Source organism: Pseudomonas brassicacearum (genome assembly GCF_918698105.1).
Classification (GTDB): Bacteria; Pseudomonadota; Gammaproteobacteria; order Pseudomonadales; family Pseudomonadaceae; genus Aquipseudomonas; species Aquipseudomonas brassicacearum_F.
This window is the reverse complement of the sequence record NZ_CAKKMI010000099.1, coordinates 1-20,582: the sequence shown is the minus strand read 5'-3', so window position 1 is coordinate 20,582 and position 20,582 is coordinate 1. Positions and strand designations below refer to the sequence as shown.

Below are 20,582 nucleotides of genomic sequence, written 5' to 3'. Positions count from 1 at the left end.
AGCGATAGCGGTGTGTCAGTCGGTATTAATGCTGATTGATACACCGCTATCGCGAGCAAGCTCGGCTCCCACAGGGTTCTGCGTCAACCCAATCTCAACCCCTGAACACCTCATCCAACAAGTTATGCATCGACCGGAACGCCCGCCCGGCGACCTTGGCGTCGTACATCATCTTGCCCGGCACATTGGCCTGCGGGTCGGTGAACGAATGCACCGCACCGCCGTAGCTCAGCAGTTGCCAATCCACGGCGGCGGCGTTCATTTCATCTTCGAAGGCCGGTAGCTGCTCTTTCGGCACCAGCGGGTCCGAAGCGCCATGCATGACCAACACCGCTCCCTGGATGTTCTGCGCATCGGCCGGGTTCGGTGTATCCAGGGTGCCGTGGAAGGAAATCGCCGCTTTCAGCGGTGCGCCGCTACGGGCCAGTTCCAGCGCACAGCAGCCCCCGAAGCAAAAGCCGAACGTGGCCAGCCTGGAAGCGTCGACCTGCGCTTCGCCCTGGCTCTGCAGTTGCTCGAGCGCCGCCTGCATGCGCTTGCGCAACAAGGCCCGGTCGTTCTTGAGTGGCATCATCGCCGCGCCCGCCTCATCGGCATTGCTCGGGCGGACCGTCTGCCCGTACAGGTCGGCGATCAACACCACATAACCGTTGGCCGCCACCGACCTGGCGATGTCCTCGGCCCCCGCCCCTACGCCCATCCAATTCGGCGCCATCAGCAACCCCGGGCGCGAGCCCTGTTGGCTGACGTCGAAGGCCAGGCGGCCTTCATAACTTTGCCCTTCGATCTGATAGACCAGCGAACGAACCGTAACCTGACTCATGACGGACTCCTCTTGATGAAACATTCAAGAAGCCCATGTGGGAGCGAGCTTGCTCGCGATTTCGGTCCCACATTCAACAAATACGTTGACTGGTCTACCGTCATCGCGAGCAAGCTCGCTCCCACAAGGGACTTTCCTGCGTCAGATTAAGCTGACAGTTCAACCAGCAGCTTGTTCAGGCGACGCACATACGCCGCCGGGTCCTTCAGGCTGTCGCCAGCCGCCAGGGCCGCTTGGTCGAACAGGATATGCGACAGATCGCCGAAACGCTCCTCGCTCTGCTCGTTGTCGAGTTTCTCCACCAGCGGGTGGGCCGGGTTGAATTCGAAGATCGGCTTGGAGTCCGGGACTTTCTGGCCGCTGGCTTCGAGGATCTGGCGCATTTGCAGGCCCAGGTCCTGCTCACCGATGGCCAGGATCGCCGGGGAGTCGGTCAGGCGGTGCGAGACACGCACTTCGCTGACAGCGTCGCCCAGGGCCGTCTTGATCCGCTCGACCAGGCCTTCCTTGCTCTTGGCGACTTCTTCGGCGGCTTTCTTGTCTTCTTCCGAATCCAGGTTGCCGAGGTCCAGGTCACCCCGGGCCACATCGACAAAGCTCTTGCCGTCGAACTCGTTGAGGTAGCTCATCAGCCACTCGTCGATGCGGTCGGTCAGCAGCAGCACTTCGATGCCTTTCTTGCGGAAGACTTCCAGGTGCGGGCTGTTCTTGACCTGTGCATAAGTTTCACCGGTCAGGTAGTAGATCTTGTCTTGGCCTTCCTTGGCGCGAGCCAGGTAATCGGCCAGGCCCACGATCTGCTCGCCATCGTCCCCCTGGGTCGACGCAAAGCGCAGCAGGCCGGCGATTTTCTCCTTGTTGGCGAAATCCTCGGCCGGGCCTTCTTTCATCACCTGGCCGAAGTTTTTCCAGAAGCTCTTGTACTGCTCGGGCTCGTTCTTCGCCAGTTTTTCCAGCATGTCCAGCACGCGCTTGGTCAGTGCCGACTTCATGGAGTCGATGATCGGATCCTTCTGCAGGATTTCCCGCGAAACGTTCAGCGACAGGTCATTGGAATCCACCACACCTTTGATGAAGCGCAGGTACAACGGCAGGAACGATTCGGCCTGGTCCATCACGAACACACGCTGCACGTACAGCTTCAGGCCGCGTGGCGCTTCGCGCTGGTACAGGTCGAACGGCGCACGGGCCGGCACGTACAGCAGTGAGTTGTACTCCAGCTTGCCTTCGACCTTGTTATGGCTCCAGCTCAGCGGGTTCTCGAAGTCGTGGGCGATGTGCTTGTAGAACTCCTGGTATTCCTCGTCTTTCACTTCGGTGCGCGGACGGGTCCACAGGGCACTGGCGCGGTTGACGGTTTCCCATTCCACTTCAGGCTTTTCTTCGCCTTCGGCAGCGGTGACTTCCTTCGGCAGCTCGATCGGTAGCGCGATATGGTCGGAATACTTCTTGATGATGTTGCGCAGGCGCCAGCCATCGGCGAACTCGTCTTCGCCGGACTTGAGGTGCAGCACGATGCGGGTGCCGCGATCCGCCTTGTCGACGGTGGCGACTTCAAACTCGCCCTCGCCCTTGGACGACCAGTGCACGCCTTCGCTCGCAGCGAGGCCGGCACGGCGGCTGAACACTTCGACCTGGTCGGCCACGATGAACGCGGAATAGAAACCGACGCCGAACTGGCCGATCAGGTGGGAATCTTTCTTCTGATCGCCCGACAGGTTCTTCATGAAATCGGCGGTGCCGGACTTGGCGATGGTGCCCAGGTGCGTGATCACCTCTTCGCGGCTCATGCCGATGCCGTTGTCTTCGAGGGTGACAGTTCTGGCGTCCTTGTCGAAGCTCACACGGATTTTCAGCTCGGCGCCGCCTTCCAGCAATTCAGGCTTGGAAAGGGCTTCGAAACGTAATTTGTCGACAGCGTCAGAGGCGTTCGAGATCAACTCGCGAAGGAAAATTTCCTTATTGGAATACAGCGAGTGAATCATCAGGTGCAGCAGTTGCTTCACCTCGGTCTGGAAGCCCAGGGTTTCCTTTTGAGTTTCCACGCTCATGGTCATCAAACTCCAAGTGGATGGTGGTGTCCGCCTCGCTGAGATTGGCGGCGGGATGTCCTCAAGGTGGGGGCAACGCTGATGATTTCAAGGGCGATCAGGTTTTGAAGGCTCCTGGATCTTGAAATGCGCCCGGGCGGTGGCGATAGGTTCGGCCTCGATGTCCTGCCAGGCTGTGATCGCGACGTTGGCGACCCGCCGGCCCTGACGCCAGACCTGGCATTTGGCATAGGTGTCGCGAAACTGCCCGGTGCGCAGGTAATCCAGGGAGAAATCGATGATTTTCGGTATGCCTGGCGTGCCGGTGACGATCAACAGATGCACGGCAGCGGCCAGTTCCATGAAACCGGCAATGACCCCGCCATGAATGGCCGGCAGTAAAGGGTTACCAATGTTGTCTTTGTTGGCCGGCAGGCGAAACACCAAGTCGTCGCCCTGGCGCGTGCATTCGACGCCGATGAGTTGCGCATAGGGGATCGAGGCCAGCACCAACGCGTAGTCGCCCTGTTCACAGGCGCGGCGCAGGTGTTCCTGAGTGATATCGGTCATGGTTGGCCCACGGTGGTCATCGGGACGCCCTTCCCCATTCCCCTGGCATGCTGGCCCAGGCGCATGAATGTACCCACCACATGGGCGATGGGTTGCTCGGGATCGTCCTGGTAGGCGAAACCCCGGGTGAAGATCACGTCCGGGGTGACTCGGTAGCATTGCGCGAAGCCGTAGACATCCTTGTGGGGCTCGGCGGCGTGCATGTAGTCGATGCGCAGGTCGAGGGTGGGACAGACTTCGAATTGCGGCAGCACACATAAGGTCGACATGCCGCACGCGGTGTCCATTAATGAAGTCAACGCCCCGCCGTGGATGATGCCCGTCAGGGGATTGCCGATTATTTGCGGGCTGAACGGCAAGATGACCGTCAGTCCGTCGCGACTGGCACTGTGCAACTTCAAGCCCAGCACCTGGCAATGCCGCAGGGCGGATAAAAAGCGTGTGGCACGCTCAAAAATGGGATCTTCAGCCATGTCCATCAATGCCCTTGTTTGTTTAGAGGCCTGGCAACAGGCGTGTTCGCTAAAGTTCCGCGACCGTGCAAAGTTATATATCTGTAGCAAAAGAGGAACTTAACCTGAGGGGGCGCGCTCAAAAGGCCAGTAGTTATTTCCATAAGGAGAAACACCCCATGCGTAAGACTTTTGCTATTGCCTTGATGTTGGCCGCCTCCCTCGGTCTCGCTGCCTGCGATAAAAAATCCGAGGACAAAGCTCAAGATGCCAACCAACACGCTGAGCAAGCTCAGCAAGACATGAACAAAGCACAGGATAAAGTGAACGACGCGGCGAAAGAAAACGCCGAAGCCGCCAAAGCTCAGGCCGAATCGAACGAAGCAGCCGCGAAAGAAGCCCCTGCTACCGCGCCTAAAACCAACTGATACGGTTTTAGCAGCAAAAGAAAACCCGCCTGGTGCGGGTTTTCTTTTGCCTGCGATTTGAGGCGCGCCTGTCAGGCCGCTTCCTTGCCCACCTCTGACACTGGCGCTTCAGTGGGGGTATAGACCATCACGTCCAGCACATCGGAATGAAACTCGCGCTGATACAGCACGAACACCACGCCAGCACTCATCAACATGAATAACCAGGGGCTGACGAACCACGCCAACATGGTCATGCCGAAGTAATAGGCACGCAGGCCGAAGTTGAACTGGTTGGCGGCCATGGAGATCACTCGCGCCGCCCTCAGCGCAAAGGCCTTGCGCTCCTGCTCCGACACATGACGCTCGCCGATCATCGGTGCCGAGCCAATCAGCACTGCCGCGAAGTTGTATTGGCGCATGCACCAACTGAACGTGAAGAAGGCATACACGAACACCAAGGCCAGGCATAGCAACTTGACCTCCGCCATGCCCTGGGAAGCCTGTTGCACCATCGGCAGGTCCGCCAGCAACGACACCGCCCGATCGGACGCCCCGAGTACCGTCAGGATACCGGCCAGGATGATCAGCGTGCTGGAGGCGAAGAAGGACGCGTTGCGCTCCAGGTTGCCGATCACGCTGGCATCGGCGATACGGTTCTCACGCAGCAGCATGCGGCGCATCCAGTCCTCGCGGTACAGGTGCATCACGCTGGCCAGGCACGCCGTGTCGCGGGCCTTCCAAGAGGCATAACGGGTGTAGCCCGCCCAGCAGATGATGAACCAGGCGGCGGCAAGCAGGTGGATCAGGTTGGCTTGGATGAATGACATGCAATTCTCGGCGACGAAAAAAAACTGTGGCAATAGTATCAGCGAACCCTGTGGGAGCGAGCCTGCTCGCGATAGCGGTATAACTTTCACTTTGATGTCGGCAGTTCCAACGCTATCGCGAGCAGGCTCGCTCCCACAGTCCACGGAAAAAGACACTGCACGCAAAAAAAATGCCCCGTATCGATTGATACGGGGCATTTCAGTTCTTGCCGATGGACCTGTCTGTAGGCCGCTTAAGCCAACGCTTCGCTGCGCTTGCCCAGCAGGCGATCACACACCACGGCGACCACCAGGGTCATCACCGAAGGCACCAGCCAGGCCAGGCCTTGCTGGCTCAGCGGCAGATGGGCCAGTTGCGTCGGCATCCAGTCCGCCAGGCCGGCGCCCTTGAGCGCATCGACCAGGCCAAACAGGAACGACACCAGCATCACCGGGCCAACGATGCGCCCCTGCTCGTGCCAGAAGTCCTTGCAGAAGCTCAGGGCCACCAGGGCGATGCATGGCGGGTAGATCGCGGTGAGGACCGGAATCGAGAACGCGATCAGCTTGGTCAGGCCCAGGTTGGACACCAGCAGCGAAAAGGCCGCCAGGATCACGACCAGGGTCTTGTAGGACAGCGGCAGGACACGGCTGAAGTACTCGGCACAGGCGCAGGTCAGGCCGACCGCGGTCACCAGGCACGCCAGCGAGATCAACACCGCAAGGAAACCGCTGCCCAGGCTGCCGAACGTGTGTTGCACGTAGGCATGCAGCACAGCGGCACCGTTGGTTGCGCCCACGGCCACTTCATGGCTGCCCGAACCCAGGCGGAACAGGCTGACATAGACCAGCGCCAGGCCCACCCCGGCAATCAGCCCGGCGATGATCGCATAGCGGGTGATCAAGGCCGGCGACTCGACGCCCCGGGAACGAATGGCGTTGACGATGACGATGCCGAACACCAAGGCGCCCAGGGTATCCATGGTCAGGTAACCATTGATGAAACCCTGGGAAAACGGCGCCGCCACGTATTCAGGGGTGGCCACGCCAATATCACCGGCGGGCAACGCAAACGCCGCGATACCGAGCACGGCCAGGGCGATGATCTTCAGTGGCGCGAGGAAACGCCCAACGGTGTCCAGCAGACGGCCCGGATACAGCGAGATGAAAAACACCAGCAGGAAATACACTGCGCTGTAGAGGAACAACGCCAGCGGGCTTTCACCGGTCAACGGCGCCAGGCCGACTTCGAACGAAACGGTGGCGGTACGCGGCGTGGCGAACAACGGGCCGACTGCCAGGTAGCACACGGCCGCCAGTACTCCACCGGCGAGCTTGCCGATGGGGCTGCTCAAGGCGTCCATCGCACCGCCCACCTTGGCCAGCGCAACGACCGTGATGACCGGCAGCCCGACCGCCGTGATCAAGAAGCCCAGCGCCGCCATCCAGACATGAGGCCCGGACTGCAAACCAACGATAGGCGGGAAGATGATGTTGCCGGCCCCGACGAACAGGGCAAATGTCATGAAACCAAGCGCCAGGATGTCCTGGCCTTTCAACACTTTCATTTAAGGAAACCACACTACTGAATCGGAATTTAGAGAGGGATTTCCCTTGAGGGTGGAGGGAAATGCTGCCGATCCGTCTGGGACCGACCCGTTTAACGCGGCGCTTCCTTGTGGGCAGCGGTCGCAAAAATGGCGGCTAGCCTAACGAATTTACGTAAAGAACGCACTGTTACGGGGCGAACTATCCGATACACGACGTTTCCGTGTCGCGTTTACGTATCTATTTTTCCGGGTCGCTCTAGCTTGTACAGGCAGCAGCATGGCTCTTGTGGCGAGGTCAGCAGTTCTCGGGGCCAGAAACGACAAAGGCCACCCGAAGGTGGCCTTTGTTGCTGGAACGAAAAGGTCAGCCGAAGCTTACTTCTTCATTTCCCAGCCAGTCAGCTCGGCCAGGGCCTTGCCGATGTCTGCCAGCGAACGCACGGTTTTCACGCCTGCGTCTTGCAGTGCAGCGAATTTCTCGTCTGCAGTGCCTTTGCCGCCAGAGATGATTGCGCCAGCATGGCCCATGCGCTTGCCCGGAGGAGCAGTCACACCCGCGATGTAGGAAACAACCGGCTTGGTCACGTTGGCCTTGATGTAGGCAGCCGCTTCTTCTTCAGCCGAACCGCCGATCTCACCGATCATGACGATCGCTTCGGTCTTCGGGTCTTCCTGGAACAGCTTCAGGATGTCGATGAAGTTCGAGCCTGGGATCGGGTCACCGCCGATGCCGACGCAAGTCGACTGACCGAAACCGGCGTCAGTGGTCTGCTTCACAGCTTCGTAGGTCAGGGTGCCGGAACGGGAAACGATACCGACCTTGCCTGGCAAGTGAATGTGACCTGGCATGATGCCGATCTTGCATTCGCCTGGGGTGATCACGCCTGGGCAGTTAGGACCGATCAGGGTGATACCCAGCTCGTCGCACTTGACCTTGGCTTCCAGCATGTCGATGGTCGGGATGCCTTCGGTGATGCAGACGATCAGCTTGATGCCGCCGAACGCTGCTTCAAGGATGGAGTCCTTGCAGAAAGGAGCTGGAACGTAGATCACGCTGGCGGTGGCGCCAGTGGCCGCTACAGCGTCTTTCACGGTGTTGAACACTGGCAGGCCCAGGTGCTCGGTGCCGCCCTTGCCCGGTGTTACGCCACCGACCATCTTGGTGCCGTATTCGATGGCTTGCTGGGTGTGGAAACTACCTTGCGAACCGGTAATACCCTGGCAGATAACCTTGGTGTCTTTATTGATCAGGACGCTCATTATTTGCCCTCCGCAGCTTTAACGACTTGTTGAGCAGCGTCGGTCAGGCTGGTAGCAGCGATGATGTTCAAACCGCTTTCTGCCAGTACTTTAGCGCCCAGCTCAGCGTTGTTGCCTTCAAGGCGAACAACAACCGGGATTTTCACGCCAACTTCTTTCACGGCGCCGATGATGCCTTCGGCAATCATGTCGCAGCGAACGATGCCGCCGAAGATGTTGACCAGTACTGCAGCGACATTGGTGTCGGACAGGATGATCTTGAACGCTTCAGTTACGCGTTCCTTGGTAGCACCGCCGCCCACGTCGAGGAAGTTGGCTGGCTTGCCGCCATGCAGGTTGACGATGTCCATGGTACCCATGGCCAGGCCGGCACCGTTGACCATGCAGCCGATGTTACCTTCCAGGGCTACGTAGTTCAGTTCGAACTTGGCAGCGTGCGCTTCGCGCGGATCGTCTTGCGACGGATCGTGGAAAGTCTTCAGCTTAGGCTGACGGTACATGGCGTTGGCGTCGATGTTGATCTTGGCATCGAGGCAGTGCAGGTCGCCGTCGGCCTTGATCACCAGCGGGTTCACTTCCAGCAGTGCCAGGTCGTGGTCCTGGAACAGCTTGGCCAGACCTACGAAGATCTTGGCGAACTGAGTGACCTGCTTGCCTTCCAGGCCCAGCTGGAATGCCAGCTCGCGACCCTGGAATGGCTGTGCGCCAACCAGTGGGTCGATGGTGGCCTTGAGGATTTTCTCAGGGGTATCGTGAGCGATTTTCTCGATGTCCACGCCACCTTCGGTGGAAGCCATGAACACGATGCGGCGGCTCGAACGGTCGACGACAGCGCCCAGGTACAGCTCTTTAGCGATATCAGTGCACGATTCAACCAGGATCTTGGTGACTGGCTGACCGTTGGCGTCAGTCTGGTAAGTCACCAGACGCTTGCCCAGCCACTGCTGTGCGAAGGTTTTGGCGTCTTCTTTGCTGCGAACCAGCTTGACGCCGCCCGCTTTACCGCGACCACCGGCGTGAACCTGGGCTTTGACAACCCATTCGCTGCCGCCGATTTTGTCGCAAGCTTCTGCTGCCGCTTCCGGGGTGTCTACCGCGTAACCGGTGGATACTGGCAGGCCGTACTCAGCGAACAGCTGCTTACCCTGATACTCGTGAAGATTCATGCTTATTACCGTCTTCGTTAGGTACTGCGCATTCGGTGCTGCACCGTTCTGGTGCCGCACCACCTGTGACTGCTGCTTGCGTAGCGTTCCAGTTGACCGGTTCGGCTACGCAAGGCTGCGTCCAGCGGATATTCCGCGGTGAGTCTTGCTCGCAAGGCTCACGACGGGCCAAACCGCCGTGGTTTCTTATTGTTTTTTAACGCTTCTTGCGGTTGGCCACGTGGATGGCGCCGCCATTTACGGCCAGGGCCGCTTCGTGCAAGGCTTCGGACAGGGTCGGATGGGAGAAGACCATCATGCCCAGATCTTCAGCGCTGGTGCCGAATTCCATGCCGATCGCGCCTTGCTGTACCAGCTCGGCAGCGCTTGGGCCAATGACGTGAACGCCCAATACGCGATCCGTCTTGGCGTCGGCGATGACTTTCACGAAACCACCGGTATCGTTGGCTGCCATGGCACGGCCGGAGGCTGCGAACGGGAAGGTGCCGACGTTAACTTCAACGCCTTCGGCTTTCAAGGCCTGCTCGGTCTTGCCAACCCATGCGATTTCCGGGTGGGTGTAGATAACCGAAGGGATCAGGTCGTAGTTCATCTGGGCTTTGTGGCCCTTGATGCGCTCGACAACCATGATGCCTTCTTCGGATGCCTTGTGTGCCAGCATCATGCCGCGAACCACGTCGCCGATGGCGAAGACGCCCGGTACTGCGGTTGCGCACTGGTCGTCGACGGCAATGAAGCCGCGCTCGTCGATTTCCACGCCGCTATCGGCAGCCAGCAGGTCGGTGGTCACTGGACGACGGCCTACGGCCACGATCAGCTTGTCGAAGGTGATGGTCTGTTCGCCGTTGGTGTCGGTGTAGGTCACCACGACTTCTTCGCCGTTGACCTTCGAACCGGTGACGCGAGCGCCCAGCTTGATGTCCAGGCCCTGTTTGGTCAGGGTTTTCAGCGCTTCCTTGGAAACCGCAGCGTCAGCGGCCATCAGGAAGGTATCGAGGGCTTCCAGTACGGTCACTTGCGCACCCAGGCGCGACCATACCGAACCCAGCTCGAGGCCGATCACGCCAGCGCCGATCACGCCCAGGCGTTTTGGCACGGTCTGGAATTCCAGGGCACCGGTGGAATCGACGATCACGTTCTGGTCGACCGGAGCCGGTGGAATGTCGATCGGACGCGAACCTGGCGCCAGGATGACGTTCTCGGCTTCGATCACTTCAACCGAACCGTCTGGCTTGGTCACTTCGACTTTCTTGCCCATCAGCAGCTTGCCGTGGCCCTGGATCGAAGTTACGCCGTTGGCCTTGAACAGGGTGGCAACACCGCTGGTCAGGTTCTTGACGATGTTGGCCTTGCGACCGACCATCGCCGGCACGTCCATCTTCACGTCGCCCGTGCTGATGCCGTGGATCGCGAAGCCGTCCTGGGCTTCGTGGAACTTCCAGGAGCTGTCCAGCAGCGCCTTGGAAGGAATGCAACCGACGTTCAGGCAAGTACCGCCGAGGGCCAGCTTGCCCTCCTTGTCGGTGTATTTCTCGATGCAGGCAGTGGTAAGGCCCAGTTGCGCAGCCTTGATGGCCGCTACGTAGCCGCCAGGGCCCGCACCAATCACTACCACGTCGAATTTCTGAGTCATGAGTCATTCCTTTTCGAATCAAACCGGACGGTCACTTGTGATGACCGTCGAGGGACGAAACCGGTTGTTTCAGCAAGAGGCCGGTCACAACAGACCGGCCCTCGCGGCGAAAATCAGATATCCAGCAGCAGACGAGCCGGATCTTCAAGCAGGTTCTTGATGGTTACCAGGAACGTCACGGCTTCTTTACCGTCGATCAGGCGGTGATCGTAGGACAGTGCCAGGTACATCATCGGACGAATCACGACTTGACCATTGATCGCCATAGGACGCTGCAGAATGTTGTGCATGCCCAGGATAGCCGCTTGCGGCGGGTTGACGATCGGGGTCGACATCATCGAACCGAATGTACCACCGTTGGTGATGGTGAACGTACCGCCGGTCATCTCTTCGATGGACAGCTTGCCGTCACGGGCCTTCTTGCCGAAGGTGGCGATGCCGCCTTCGATTTCGGCCAGGCTCATCAGTTCGGCGTTACGCAGTACCGGAACCACCAGGCCACGGTCGCTGGAAACGGCAACACCGATATCGGCGTAGCCGTGGTAGACGATGTCGGAACCGTCGATCGACGCGTTGACGGCCGGGAAGCGTTTCAGCGCTTCGGTGGCAGCCTTGACGAAGAACGACATGAAGCCCAGGCGTACGCCGTTGTGGGACTTCTCGAACAGATCCTTGTACTTCGAACGCAGGGCCATGACTTCGGTCATGTCGACTTCGTTGAAGGTGGTCAACATCGCCATGTTCGACTGTGCTTCAACCAGACGCTCGGCAACCTTGGCCCGCAGGCGGGTCATCGGAACGCGTTTTTCAACGCGGTCACCGGCAGCGAACACCGGCGCGGCAGCGGCAGGTGCGGCAGGCTTGGCAGGTGCTGCGGCCGGAGCGGCTTTCTTGGCGGCAACGGCTGCAACCACGTCTTCCTTGGTCACGCGACCACCCTTGCCGGTGCCGGCAACGGAAGCGATGTTGATGCCGTTCTCTTCAGCCAGCTTGCGAGCAGCCGGGGCAGCGACTGGATCGTCTTCGCCAGCGGCGGCTGGCGCGGCGGCCTGGGCGGCGGCCGGTGCAGCAGCAGCGGCGGCTGGAGCAGCGGCGGCAGCACCGCCCTCTTCGATCGAACCCAGGACCTGGTTCGACAGAACGGTAGCGCCCTCTTCGGCAATGATTGCGCCCAGCACGCCGTCAGCTTCGGCCAATACTTCCAGCACGACCTTGTCGGTCTCGATGTCGACGATCAGGTCGTCACGCTTGACGGCCTCGCCTGGTTTCTTGTGCCAGGTGGCAACGGTGCCATCGGCAACCGATTCCGGGAATGACGGGGCTTTGATTTCGATAGCCATTATCTGTGGGTCCTTAAAATTCGGTTTCAGTCAGCGCGAAGGCGTTAAACAGTGAAGGCATCTTGCAGCAGTTTTTCCTGCTGCTCGGCGTGCATCGACGCATAACCACACGCAGGTGCAGCGGAAGCATCACGGCCGGCATATTCCAGGCCCAGGGCCTTGTTATGGTTGCCGATGCTGCGACGCAGGTGATGCTGGCTGCTGTACCAAGCGCCTTGGTTCATCGGTTCTTCCTGACACCACACCACGTGGGTGAGGTTGGTGTAAGGCGCGATGGCCTCCATCAGGTCTTCTTCCGGGAACGGGTAAAGCTGCTCGATACGCACGATGGCGATGTCTTCGCGGCCTTCGGCACGACGTTTTTCCAGCAGGTCGTAGTAGACCTTGCCGCTGCACAGGACCAGGCGAGTGACCTTCGCCGCGTCCAGGGTGTCGATTTCCGAAATAACGGTCTGGAACGAGCCTTCGGCCAGATCCTCGAGCGTGGAGATCGCCAGTTTGTGACGCAGCAGCGACTTGGGTGTCAGCACGATCAGCGGCTTGCGCAGCGGACGGATGACCTGACGACGCAGCAGGTGGTAGATCTGCGCTGGAGTCGTCGGTACGCAAACCTGGACGTTGTGCTCGGCGCACAACTGCAGGTAACGCTCCAGACGCGCCGAAGAGTGCTCCGGCCCCTGCCCTTCATAACCGTGTGGCAACAGCATGGTCAGACCGCAGAGACGACCCCACTTGTGCTCGCCGCTGGTGATGAACTGGTCGACAACCACCTGGGCACCGTTGGCGAAGTCGCCGAACTGGGCTTCCCAGATCACCAGCGCATTCGGCTCGGTGGTGGAGTAGCCATATTCGAACGCCAGCACGGCTTCCTCGGACAGCAGCGAATCGTACAGGTCGAAACGTGGCTGGCCTTTGTACAGGTGTTGCAGCGGGATATAGGTGCTGGCGTCTTTCTGGTTGTGCAGCGCCGCGTGGCGGTGCGAGAAAGTGCCGCGGCCTACGTCCTGGCCGGTGATGCGCACCGGGTGACCTTCGAACGCCAGGGTCGCGTACGCCATGGTTTCGGCATAACCCCAGTTGATCGGCAGGCCGCCGGCTTGCATCTTCTGCCGGTCTTCGTAGATTTTCGAGACTTGGCGCTGAACCACGAAGCCGTCCGGGATTTCCAGCAGCTTGGCGGACAGTTCCTGCAGGGTCTTGAGGTCGAAACGGGTGTCGTGACGCGCGGTCCAGGCGTGGCCCAGGTATGGACGCCAGTCCACGAACAACTCTTTGTTCGGCTCTTTGACCAGGCTTTTTACAACGTGCAGGCCGTTATCCAGGGCATTGCGATATTCATCGACTTTTTCCTGGACGCGCGCTGCATCCAGCACGCCGCTCTGGGTCAGGCGCTCGGCATACAGCTCACGGGTGGTGCGCTGCTTGGCGATCTGCTGGTACATCAGAGGCTGGGTGCCGCTTGGCTCGTCGGCCTCGTTGTGGCCGCGACGACGGTAGCAGACCAGGTCGATCACCACGTCGCGCTTGTACTGCATGCGGTAGTCGATGGCCAGCTGGGTCACGAACAGCACGGCTTCCGGGTCATCGCCATTCACATGGAGAATCGGCGCCTGGATCATTTTCGCGACGTCGGTTGCGTACTCGGTGGAACGCGAGTCCAGCGGGTTGCTGATGGTGAAACCAACCTGGTTGTTGATGACGATGTGAACCGTACCGCCAGTCTTGAAGCCGCGGGTCTGCGACATCTGGAAGGTTTCCATGACCACGCCTTGACCGGCGAACGCCGCATCACCGTGGATGGAGATTGGCAATACTTTTTCACCGGTCGGATCGTTGCGACGATCCTGGCGCGCACGGACCGAACCCTCGACCACCGGGGAAACGATTTCCAGGTGGGATGGGTTGAACGCCATGGCCAGGTGCACTTCGCCACCTGTGGTCATCACGTTGGACGAAAAGCCCTGGTGGTATTTCACGTCACCGGAACCCAGCTCGACCTTCTTCTTGCCTTCGAACTCGTCGAACAGCTCGCGCGGGTTCTTGCCGAAGGTGTTGACCAGCACGTTCAAGCGGCCACGGTGGGCCATGCCGATGACCACTTCCTTGGTGCCGTAGGAACCGGAACGCTGGATCAGCTCGTCCAGCATTGGAATCAGGCTTTCGCCGCCTTCCAGGCCGAAACGCTTGGTGCCCGGGTACTTGGTACCCAGATACTTCTCCAGGCCCTCACCCGCGGTGACGCGCTCGAGCAAGTGGCTCTTGATGTCGGCGGAGTACGTCGGACGGCCACGAACGCTTTCCAGACGCTGCTGGAACCACTGGCGCTGCTCGGAATCGGTAATGTGCGTAAATTCAGCGCCGATGGTGCGGCAATATGTCTGCTGCAACGCTTCGTGAATTTCGCGTAGGCTCGCTTCCTCTTTGCCGATGAACAGGTCGCCGGCACGGAAGGTCGTATCAAGATCGGCATTGGTCAAGCCGTAGTGAGTGATCGACAGGTCTGCAGGTGCAGGACGCTGCCACAGCCCCAGCGGGTCAAGCTGGGCTGCCTGGTGGCCACGCATCCGGTAGGCCTGGATCAGTCGCAGCACTTCAACTTGCTTCTTCTCGTGCTCACTGCTCACGCTGCCGGCAGACACCGGTTGAGCGCGGCGCTGGTTCTTCGCCAGCAGCACGAAATGATCGCGAATCGTCGAGTGCGAAACATCAGTGGCAGAGTTACCGTCAGCCGGCAACTTCTGAAAGTAGGTGCGCCATTCTTCTGGCACAGCGTTAGGGTCGTGCAGGTAGAGCTCGTAAAGCTCTTCCACATAGGCAGCGTTACCACCGGAAAGGTGGGCACTGTTCCACATGCGCTGCATCACGCTTTCTTGCATGCTTGGTCACCCTCGATTAGGGGAACACCACCGGCGAAAACACCGAGCAAACTTGCAGAAGTCCGAGTGCAGCGACTAAAACAAGCCACTTAGGATCACGCTGATAGTCCGGGTACCAGCCCGGATGCCCCTGCTTGTCTCATTTCTTCAAAATAAGAACTGCCGCTTTGTGAGCGGCTGTTCTGGTTATAGCCATGACGCGGGTTGAAGCCCGCGCCCTGGCCTTTACGGGTACAACGGTCCTACGGGTACAGCAGCTGAATCAAACGCCGCTTTGCAGCAGCATGTTACGAATGTGACCGATGGCCTTAGTCGGGTTCAGGCCTTTTGGACAAACGTTGACGCAGTTCATGATCCCGCGGCAGCGGAATACGCTGAACGGGTCATCCAGCGAAGCCAGGCGCTCGGACGTCTTGGTGTCACGGCTGTCTGCCAGGAAGCGGTACGCTTGCAGCAGGGCGGCCGGGCCCAGGAATTTGTCCGGGTTCCACCAGAACGATGGGCACGAGGTCGAGCAGCAAGCGCACAGGATGCACTCGTACAGACCGTCGAGCTTCTCACGCTCTTCAGGAGTCTGCAGACGCTCGATGGCCGGAGCCGGCGTGTCGTTCTGCAGGAATGGCTTCACCTTCTCGTATTGCTTGTAGAAGATGCTCATATCGACGACCAGGTCACGGATAACCGGCAAACCTGGCAGCGGACGAACGATCAGCTTGTTGCCCTTGACCACGGCCGACAGCGGCGTGATGCAGGCCAGGCCGTTCTTGCCGTTGATGTTCATGCCGTCGGAGCCGCAAACGCCCTCACGGCAGGAGCGACGATAGGAGAAACCTTCGTCCTGTTCCTTGATCAGGGCCAGCACGTCCAGCACCATCAGGTCTTTACCACCGGTATCGACCTGGAAGTCCTGCATGAACGGCGCAGCGTCCTGATCAGGGTTGTAGCGATAAACACTGACTTGCAACATAGCGGTCACCCTTAATAAGTCCGGACTTTTGGTTCGAAAGTCGGAACAGTCTTCGGCGAGAAGTTCACGGCACGCTTGGCGACGCGTTTTTCACCCGGGAAGTACAAGGTGTGGCACAGCCAGTTTTCGTCGTCACGGTCTTCGAAGTCTTCGCGGGCGTGGGCGCCACGGGACTCTTTACGCACTTCTGCGGCGATGGCGGTGGCTTCGGCCACTTCCAGCAGGTTCTGCAATTCCAGCGCTTCGATACGGGCAGTGTTGAACGCCTGCGACTTATCGTTGATCTTCACGTTGGCGATTCGTTCACGCAATTGCGCCAGCTGGGCAATACCCTTCTGCATGTATTCGCCGGTACGGAACACACCGAAGTAGTTCTGCATGCAGTTTTGCAGCTCGCGACGCAGGGTCGCCACGTCTTCGCCTTCGGTACGCTCGTTCAGAGCGGACAGACGCGCCAGGGCAGCTTCGATGTTGGCGTCGGTGGCATCGTCATATTCGATACCGTCGGACAGCGCTTTCTCCAGGTGCAGGCCGGCAGCGCGACCGAAGACCACCAGGTCGAGCAACGAGTTGCCGCCCAGGCGGTTGGCACCGTGAACCGATACGCAAGCCACTTCACCCACTGCGAACAGGCCAGGGATGATTTCGTCCACGCCTTCGGCGTTCTGGGTGATCGCCTGGCCGTGAATGTTGGTGGCAACGCCGCCCATCATATAGTGGCAGGTTGGAACTACTGGAACTGGCGCAACGACCGGGTCGACGTGAGCGAAGGTCTTGGACAGTTCGCAGATGCCTGGCAGGCGGCTGTGCAGCACTTCTTCACCCAGGTGATCGAGCTTGAGCATCACGTGGTCGCCATTCGGACCGCAACCGTTGCCAGCGATGATCTCTTTAACCATCGAACGGGCAACCACGTCACGACCGGCAAGGTCCTTGGCGTTCGGAGCATAACGCTCCATGAAACGCTCGCCGTGCTTGTTGATCAGGTAACCACCTTCACCACGGCAACCTTCGGTCACCAGTACACCGGCGCCGGCGATGCCGGTTGGGTGGAACTGCCACATTTCGATGTCTTGTACCGGCACGCCAGCACGCAGGGCCATGCCGACGCCGTCACCAGTGTTGATCAGGGCATTGGTGGTGGATGCGTAGATACGGCCTGCACCGCCGGTCGCCAGTACGGTGGCCTTGGCGCGGATGTAGGTGGTTTCGCCGGTTTCGATGCAGATTGCGATCACACCGACGAAGGCGCCGTCCTGGTTCTTCACCAGGTCAACGGCGTAGTACTCGTTCAGGAACGTGGTACCGGCTTTCAGGTTGCCCTGGTACAGGGTGTGCAGCAGTGCGTGACCGGTACGGTCGGACGCCGCGCAAGTACGCGCAGCCTGGCCGCCCTTGCCGTAGTCCTTGGACTGGCCACCGAACGGACGCTGGTAGATACGACCTTGCTCGGTACGCGAGAATGGCATACCCATGTGGTCCAGCTCGAACACCGCGGCCGGGCCTTCCTGACACATGTATTCGATAGCGTCCTGGTCACCGATGTAGTCGGAACCCTTGACGGTATCGTACATGTGCCAGCGCCAGTCATCGTTCGGGTCGGCCGAAGCGATGGCGCAGGTAATGCCGCCCTGGGCGGAAACAGTGTGCGAACGGGTCGGGAAAACCTTGGTGATCACGGCAGTCTTGTGACCGCCCTGTGCCAGTTGCAGCGCTGCGCGCATGCCGGCACCGCCACCACCAATGATGATGGCGTCGAAAGAAATCGTTGGAATGTTAGCCATGGATCAGATACCCCAGAGAATCTGCACACCCCAGACGAAGTAAGCGAACATCGCAACGCCGCATACTGCCTGGAAGAGGAAACGTACGGCAGTCGCCGACTTGCCAAACGCCATTTGCGTCAGGTAGTCGGTCGCGATGGTCCACATGCCGACCCAGGCGTGAGCGCCCAGTGCGACAAGTGCCAGCAGACTGAAGATACGCATCCAGTTGTTTGCGAACAGTTCATGCCATTGGGCATAGCCCAGGCCTGGGTTTGCTACGACATATCCGATCAGGAAGATGAAGTAAGCCGCGAGAACGACCGCAGACACACGCTGCGCCATCCAGTCATAGAGGCCCGAACGCGAAAGGTTCGTGACGTTGGTTACCATATCCAGACTCCTGCCAGAACGATCAGCACCGCAGACACGGCGATAATGATTTTCGAGCCCAGCTTGCCGCCTTCCAGCGTCTCACCGATGCCCATGTCCATGATCAAGTGGCGCACACCGGCAACCAAGTGATACAGCAAGGCGGACAGGATGCCCCAAATCACTAGCTTGGCTAGCGGACTGGTCAGACACGCTTTCACCTGACCGAAGCCTTCTTCCGAATCGAGCGACTTGTCCAATGCATAAAGCATGATGGCCAGGCTGACGAAGAGAATGACACCGGAAATACGGTGAAGAATGGACGTGTAAGCAGTGACTGGGAGTTTGATGGTCCTTAGGTCTAGGTTTACAGGTCGTTGGCTTTTCACGGCTTTTTTTTCACACTGAAGAGCCCCTAACAATCAGGGCAAAGTTGTTGGGGCGCGCACTGGTCAGGTACTCACCACCCAGGGAGTGACGACCCCCAAGAAAGCAGGCCCAAAAGCCCCTGGCGGTCGGTGGCCGAGTATAGACAGTTAGGCTACTAATGACAACGCGTTCACCTTCCCCTAATAGCGCATTGCACATACGGCGCAAAAGGCGTAAACGGCAGGTAATTTCGCGGAAAAAGTCCGGTTAAAGCCTTCTGGAGCAAGACTTTAGGCAAATTGACTTTCGAATTTATCTCACTATAGTGGTGCGGGCCCTGCGTGGGGGGTCTGTCTGATGATTTCAAGCATTAATAGGAGGCCACATGGCTGACAAAAAAGCGCAGTTGATCATCGAGGGCGCAGCCCCCGTCGAGCTGCCCATTTTAACCGGCACCGTTGGTCCCGATGTAATCGACGTACGGGGCCTGACGGCCACGGGCCGTTTCACCTTTGACCCAGGTTTCATGTCGACCGCCTCGTGCGAATCGAAAATCACCTATATCGACGGCGACAACGGCATCCTGCTGCACCGTGGCTACCCGATCGAGCAACTGGCTGAAAAATCGGACTACCTGGAAACCTGCTACCTGCTGCTCAACGGCGAGCTGCCAACCGCAGAGCAAAAGGCCCAGTTCGTCAGCACCGTGAAGAACCACACCATGGTTCACGAGCAGTTGAAGACCTTCTTCAACGGCTTCCGTCGCGATGCCCACCCGATGGCCGTCATGTGCGGCGTTGTCGGCGCCCTCTCGGCCTTCTACCACGACTCCCTGGACATCAATAACCCCCAGCATCGCGAAATCTCCGCGATCCGCCTGGTGGCGAAGATGCCGACCCTGGCAGCGATGGTCTACAAGTACTCCATGGGCCAGCCCATGATGTACCCGCGCAACGACCTGACCTATGCAGAGAACTTCCTGCATATGATGTTCAACACCCCGTGCGAGATCAAACCGATCAGCCCGGTGCTCGCCAAGGCCATGGACCGGATCTTCATCCTCCATGCCGACCACGAGCAGAACGCCTCCACGTCCACCGTGCGCCTGGCCGGCTCCTCGGGTGCCAACCCGTTCGCCTGTATCGCCGCCGGTATCGCCGCACTCTGGGGCCCTGCCCACGGCGGTGCCAACGAAGCGGTGCTGACCATGCTCGATGAAATCGGCGATGTCTCGAACATCGACAAGTTCATCGCCAAGGCCAAGGACAAGAACGATCCGTTCAAGCTGATGGGCTTCGGTCACCGGGTCTACAAGAACCGCGACCCGCGCGCCACCGTCATGAAGCAGACCTGCGACGAAGTGCTCAAGGAACTGGGGATCAAGAACGATCCGCAACTCGAACTGGCCATGCGCCTGGAAGAGATCGCCCTGACCGACCCGTACTTCATCGAGCGCTCGCTGTACCCGAACGTCGACTTCTACTCGGGCATCATCCTGAAGGCGATCGGCATTCCAACCAGCATGTTCACCGTGATCTTCGCCCTGGCGCGGACCGTGGGCTGGATCTCCCACTGGAAGGAAATGCTCTCCAGCCCGTACAAAATCGGGCGCCCGCGCCAGCTGTACACCGGCTACGAGTCGCGTGACATTACCCAGCTGGAAGACCGCAAGTAAGACCTGCCTTGCGCTAGGTCCCAAGCTGCACTGAAACAGCCCCTGCTTCTTATATAAGAGCAGGGGCTGTTTTGTTTATGCCCTCTTTGATATCTGCGGCGACTGGTCCGACGCCTTCGCGAGCAGGCTCGCTCCCACATTGGACCCTGTGTACGACGCAAATCCCCTGTGGGAGCGTAGTGCTGTTCACTTAAGGGAACGGCGCTTTTCCGAGGGAGCGCCGTTTTCCTTGGGGTTGGGTTGGGCACATATCCGTTGCTGCGGTAACGGCCACTTAGGGTTCCGCCCTGACGGCGGGTCACTTTTGAAAAGCGCCAAAAGTAACCAAAACGCTCATGCCCCACCACTTGGTGCCTCGCTTAGGCTCGGCATGCCCTCACTCCGGCATTGCTCCGTGGGCCGCCGCGAAGGGCCATCCATGGCCCAGCGCGGCTATCCCGGCATCCATGCCGGGATGCCCACTGCGCAATGCCTGCGTTCGGCCAGCGTGGTTAACGGGGCGCCGAGATCAACGTCCACC

The 20,582-nt window shown here is 59.5% G+C and carries 17 protein-coding genes; 2 read left to right on the top strand and 15 right to left on the bottom strand.

The genetic code is table 11. The features are described from left to right. Window positions 1-94: 94 nt before the first annotated feature. The 4 genes from LQ215_RS26450 to LQ215_RS26435 form a co-directional block, all read right to left on the bottom strand. Window positions 95-823, bottom strand: coding sequence for a dienelactone hydrolase family protein (locus LQ215_RS26450; RefSeq protein WP_230153273.1), 729 nt, complete (start codon window positions 821-823; stop codon window positions 95-97). Between the two features lie 146 nt (window positions 824-969). Then, on the bottom strand, window positions 970-2,874 hold the full coding sequence (gene htpG, locus LQ215_RS26445) for a molecular chaperone HtpG (RefSeq protein ID WP_230153272.1): 1,905 nt from the start codon (window positions 2,872-2,874) through the stop codon (window positions 970-972). Window positions 2,875-2,961: 87 nt separating this feature from the next. Beyond that, window positions 2,962-3,423 carry a PaaI family thioesterase gene (locus LQ215_RS26440; protein WP_230153271.1) on the bottom strand — a complete coding sequence of 154 codons (462 nt, stop codon included), beginning with the start codon at window positions 3,421-3,423 and terminating at the stop codon, window positions 2,962-2,964. Next, window positions 3,420-3,896 (bottom strand): PaaI family thioesterase, encoded by a 477-nt coding sequence (locus tag LQ215_RS26435; protein WP_230153270.1) that lies wholly within the window; start codon window positions 3,894-3,896, stop codon window positions 3,420-3,422. Before LQ215_RS26435 ends, LQ215_RS26440 begins: the two co-directional genes overlap by 4 nt. 158 nt (window positions 3,897-4,054) lie before the next feature. Here LQ215_RS26435 and LQ215_RS26430 point away from each other — a divergent pair, with 158 nt between their 5' ends. Beyond that, window positions 4,055-4,303, top strand: coding sequence for a hypothetical protein (locus LQ215_RS26430; protein ID WP_230153269.1), 249 nt, complete (start codon window positions 4,055-4,057; stop codon window positions 4,301-4,303). Window positions 4,304-4,374: 71 nt separating this feature from the next. On the opposite strand, the gene LQ215_RS26425 is transcribed toward LQ215_RS26430, so the two are convergent. From LQ215_RS26425 to sdhC, 11 genes are all read right to left on the bottom strand, one after another. Next, window positions 4,375-5,112, bottom strand: a complete 738-nt coding sequence (locus LQ215_RS26425) for a DUF599 domain-containing protein (protein WP_230153268.1) — start codon at window positions 5,110-5,112, stop codon at window positions 4,375-4,377. A 233-nt stretch (window positions 5,113-5,345) separates the two neighbouring features. Further along, entirely contained in the window at window positions 5,346-6,659 is a 1,314-nt protein-coding gene (gene brnQ, locus LQ215_RS26420; protein ID WP_230153267.1) for a branched-chain amino acid transport system II carrier protein, read from the bottom strand. Window positions 6,660-7,016: 357 nt separating this feature from the next. After that, window positions 7,017-7,901, bottom strand: a complete 885-nt coding sequence (gene sucD, locus LQ215_RS26415; RefSeq protein ID WP_003179236.1) for a succinate--CoA ligase subunit alpha — start codon at window positions 7,899-7,901, stop codon at window positions 7,017-7,019. After that, the gene (gene sucC, locus LQ215_RS26410; protein ID WP_230153266.1) at window positions 7,901-9,067 is read right to left on the bottom strand and encodes an ADP-forming succinate--CoA ligase subunit beta; all 1,167 of its coding nucleotides are present in this window, start codon (window positions 9,065-9,067) and stop codon (window positions 7,901-7,903) included. Before sucC ends, sucD begins: the two co-directional genes overlap by 1 nt. A 196-nt stretch (window positions 9,068-9,263) precedes the next feature. Beyond that, window positions 9,264-10,700 carry a dihydrolipoyl dehydrogenase gene (lpdA, locus tag LQ215_RS26405; protein WP_003204429.1) on the bottom strand — a complete coding sequence of 479 codons (1,437 nt, stop codon included), beginning with the start codon at window positions 10,698-10,700 and terminating at the stop codon, window positions 9,264-9,266. Between the two features lie 113 nt (window positions 10,701-10,813). Continuing rightward, window positions 10,814-12,040, bottom strand: coding sequence for a 2-oxoglutarate dehydrogenase complex dihydrolipoyllysine-residue succinyltransferase (gene odhB / locus LQ215_RS26400; protein WP_230153265.1), 1,227 nt, complete (start codon window positions 12,038-12,040; stop codon window positions 10,814-10,816). A gap of 44 nt (window positions 12,041-12,084) precedes the next feature. Beyond that, window positions 12,085-14,916 carry a 2-oxoglutarate dehydrogenase E1 component gene (locus LQ215_RS26395; protein WP_230153264.1) on the bottom strand — a complete coding sequence of 944 codons (2,832 nt, stop codon included), beginning with the start codon at window positions 14,914-14,916 and terminating at the stop codon, window positions 12,085-12,087. A 262-nt stretch (window positions 14,917-15,178) separates the two neighbouring features. After that, window positions 15,179-15,883 (bottom strand): succinate dehydrogenase iron-sulfur subunit, encoded by a 705-nt coding sequence (locus LQ215_RS26390; RefSeq protein ID WP_003204434.1) that lies wholly within the window; start codon window positions 15,881-15,883, stop codon window positions 15,179-15,181. A gap of 11 nt (window positions 15,884-15,894) precedes the next feature. Then, on the bottom strand, window positions 15,895-17,667 hold the full coding sequence (gene sdhA / locus LQ215_RS26385) for a succinate dehydrogenase flavoprotein subunit (protein WP_063324841.1): 1,773 nt from the start codon (window positions 17,665-17,667) through the stop codon (window positions 15,895-15,897). 3 nt (window positions 17,668-17,670) lie between these two features. After that, window positions 17,671-18,039: a succinate dehydrogenase, hydrophobic membrane anchor protein gene (sdhD, locus tag LQ215_RS26380; RefSeq protein ID WP_003179222.1), complete on the bottom strand. Its 369-nt coding sequence runs from the start codon at window positions 18,037-18,039 to the stop codon at window positions 17,671-17,673. Continuing rightward, a complete protein-coding gene (gene sdhC / locus LQ215_RS26375; RefSeq protein ID WP_003179220.1) occupies window positions 18,033-18,407 on the bottom strand; it encodes a succinate dehydrogenase, cytochrome b556 subunit in 375 nt (124 codons plus the stop codon). Before sdhC ends, sdhD begins: the two co-directional genes overlap by 7 nt. A 365-nt stretch (window positions 18,408-18,772) precedes the next feature. Between sdhC and gltA the strand changes: the two genes are divergently transcribed. Continuing rightward, complete coding sequence (gene gltA / locus LQ215_RS26370; protein WP_003204440.1) at window positions 18,773-20,062, top strand: citrate synthase; 1,290 nt, start codon at window positions 18,773-18,775, stop codon at window positions 20,060-20,062. Window positions 20,063-20,582 lie beyond the last annotated feature (520 nt).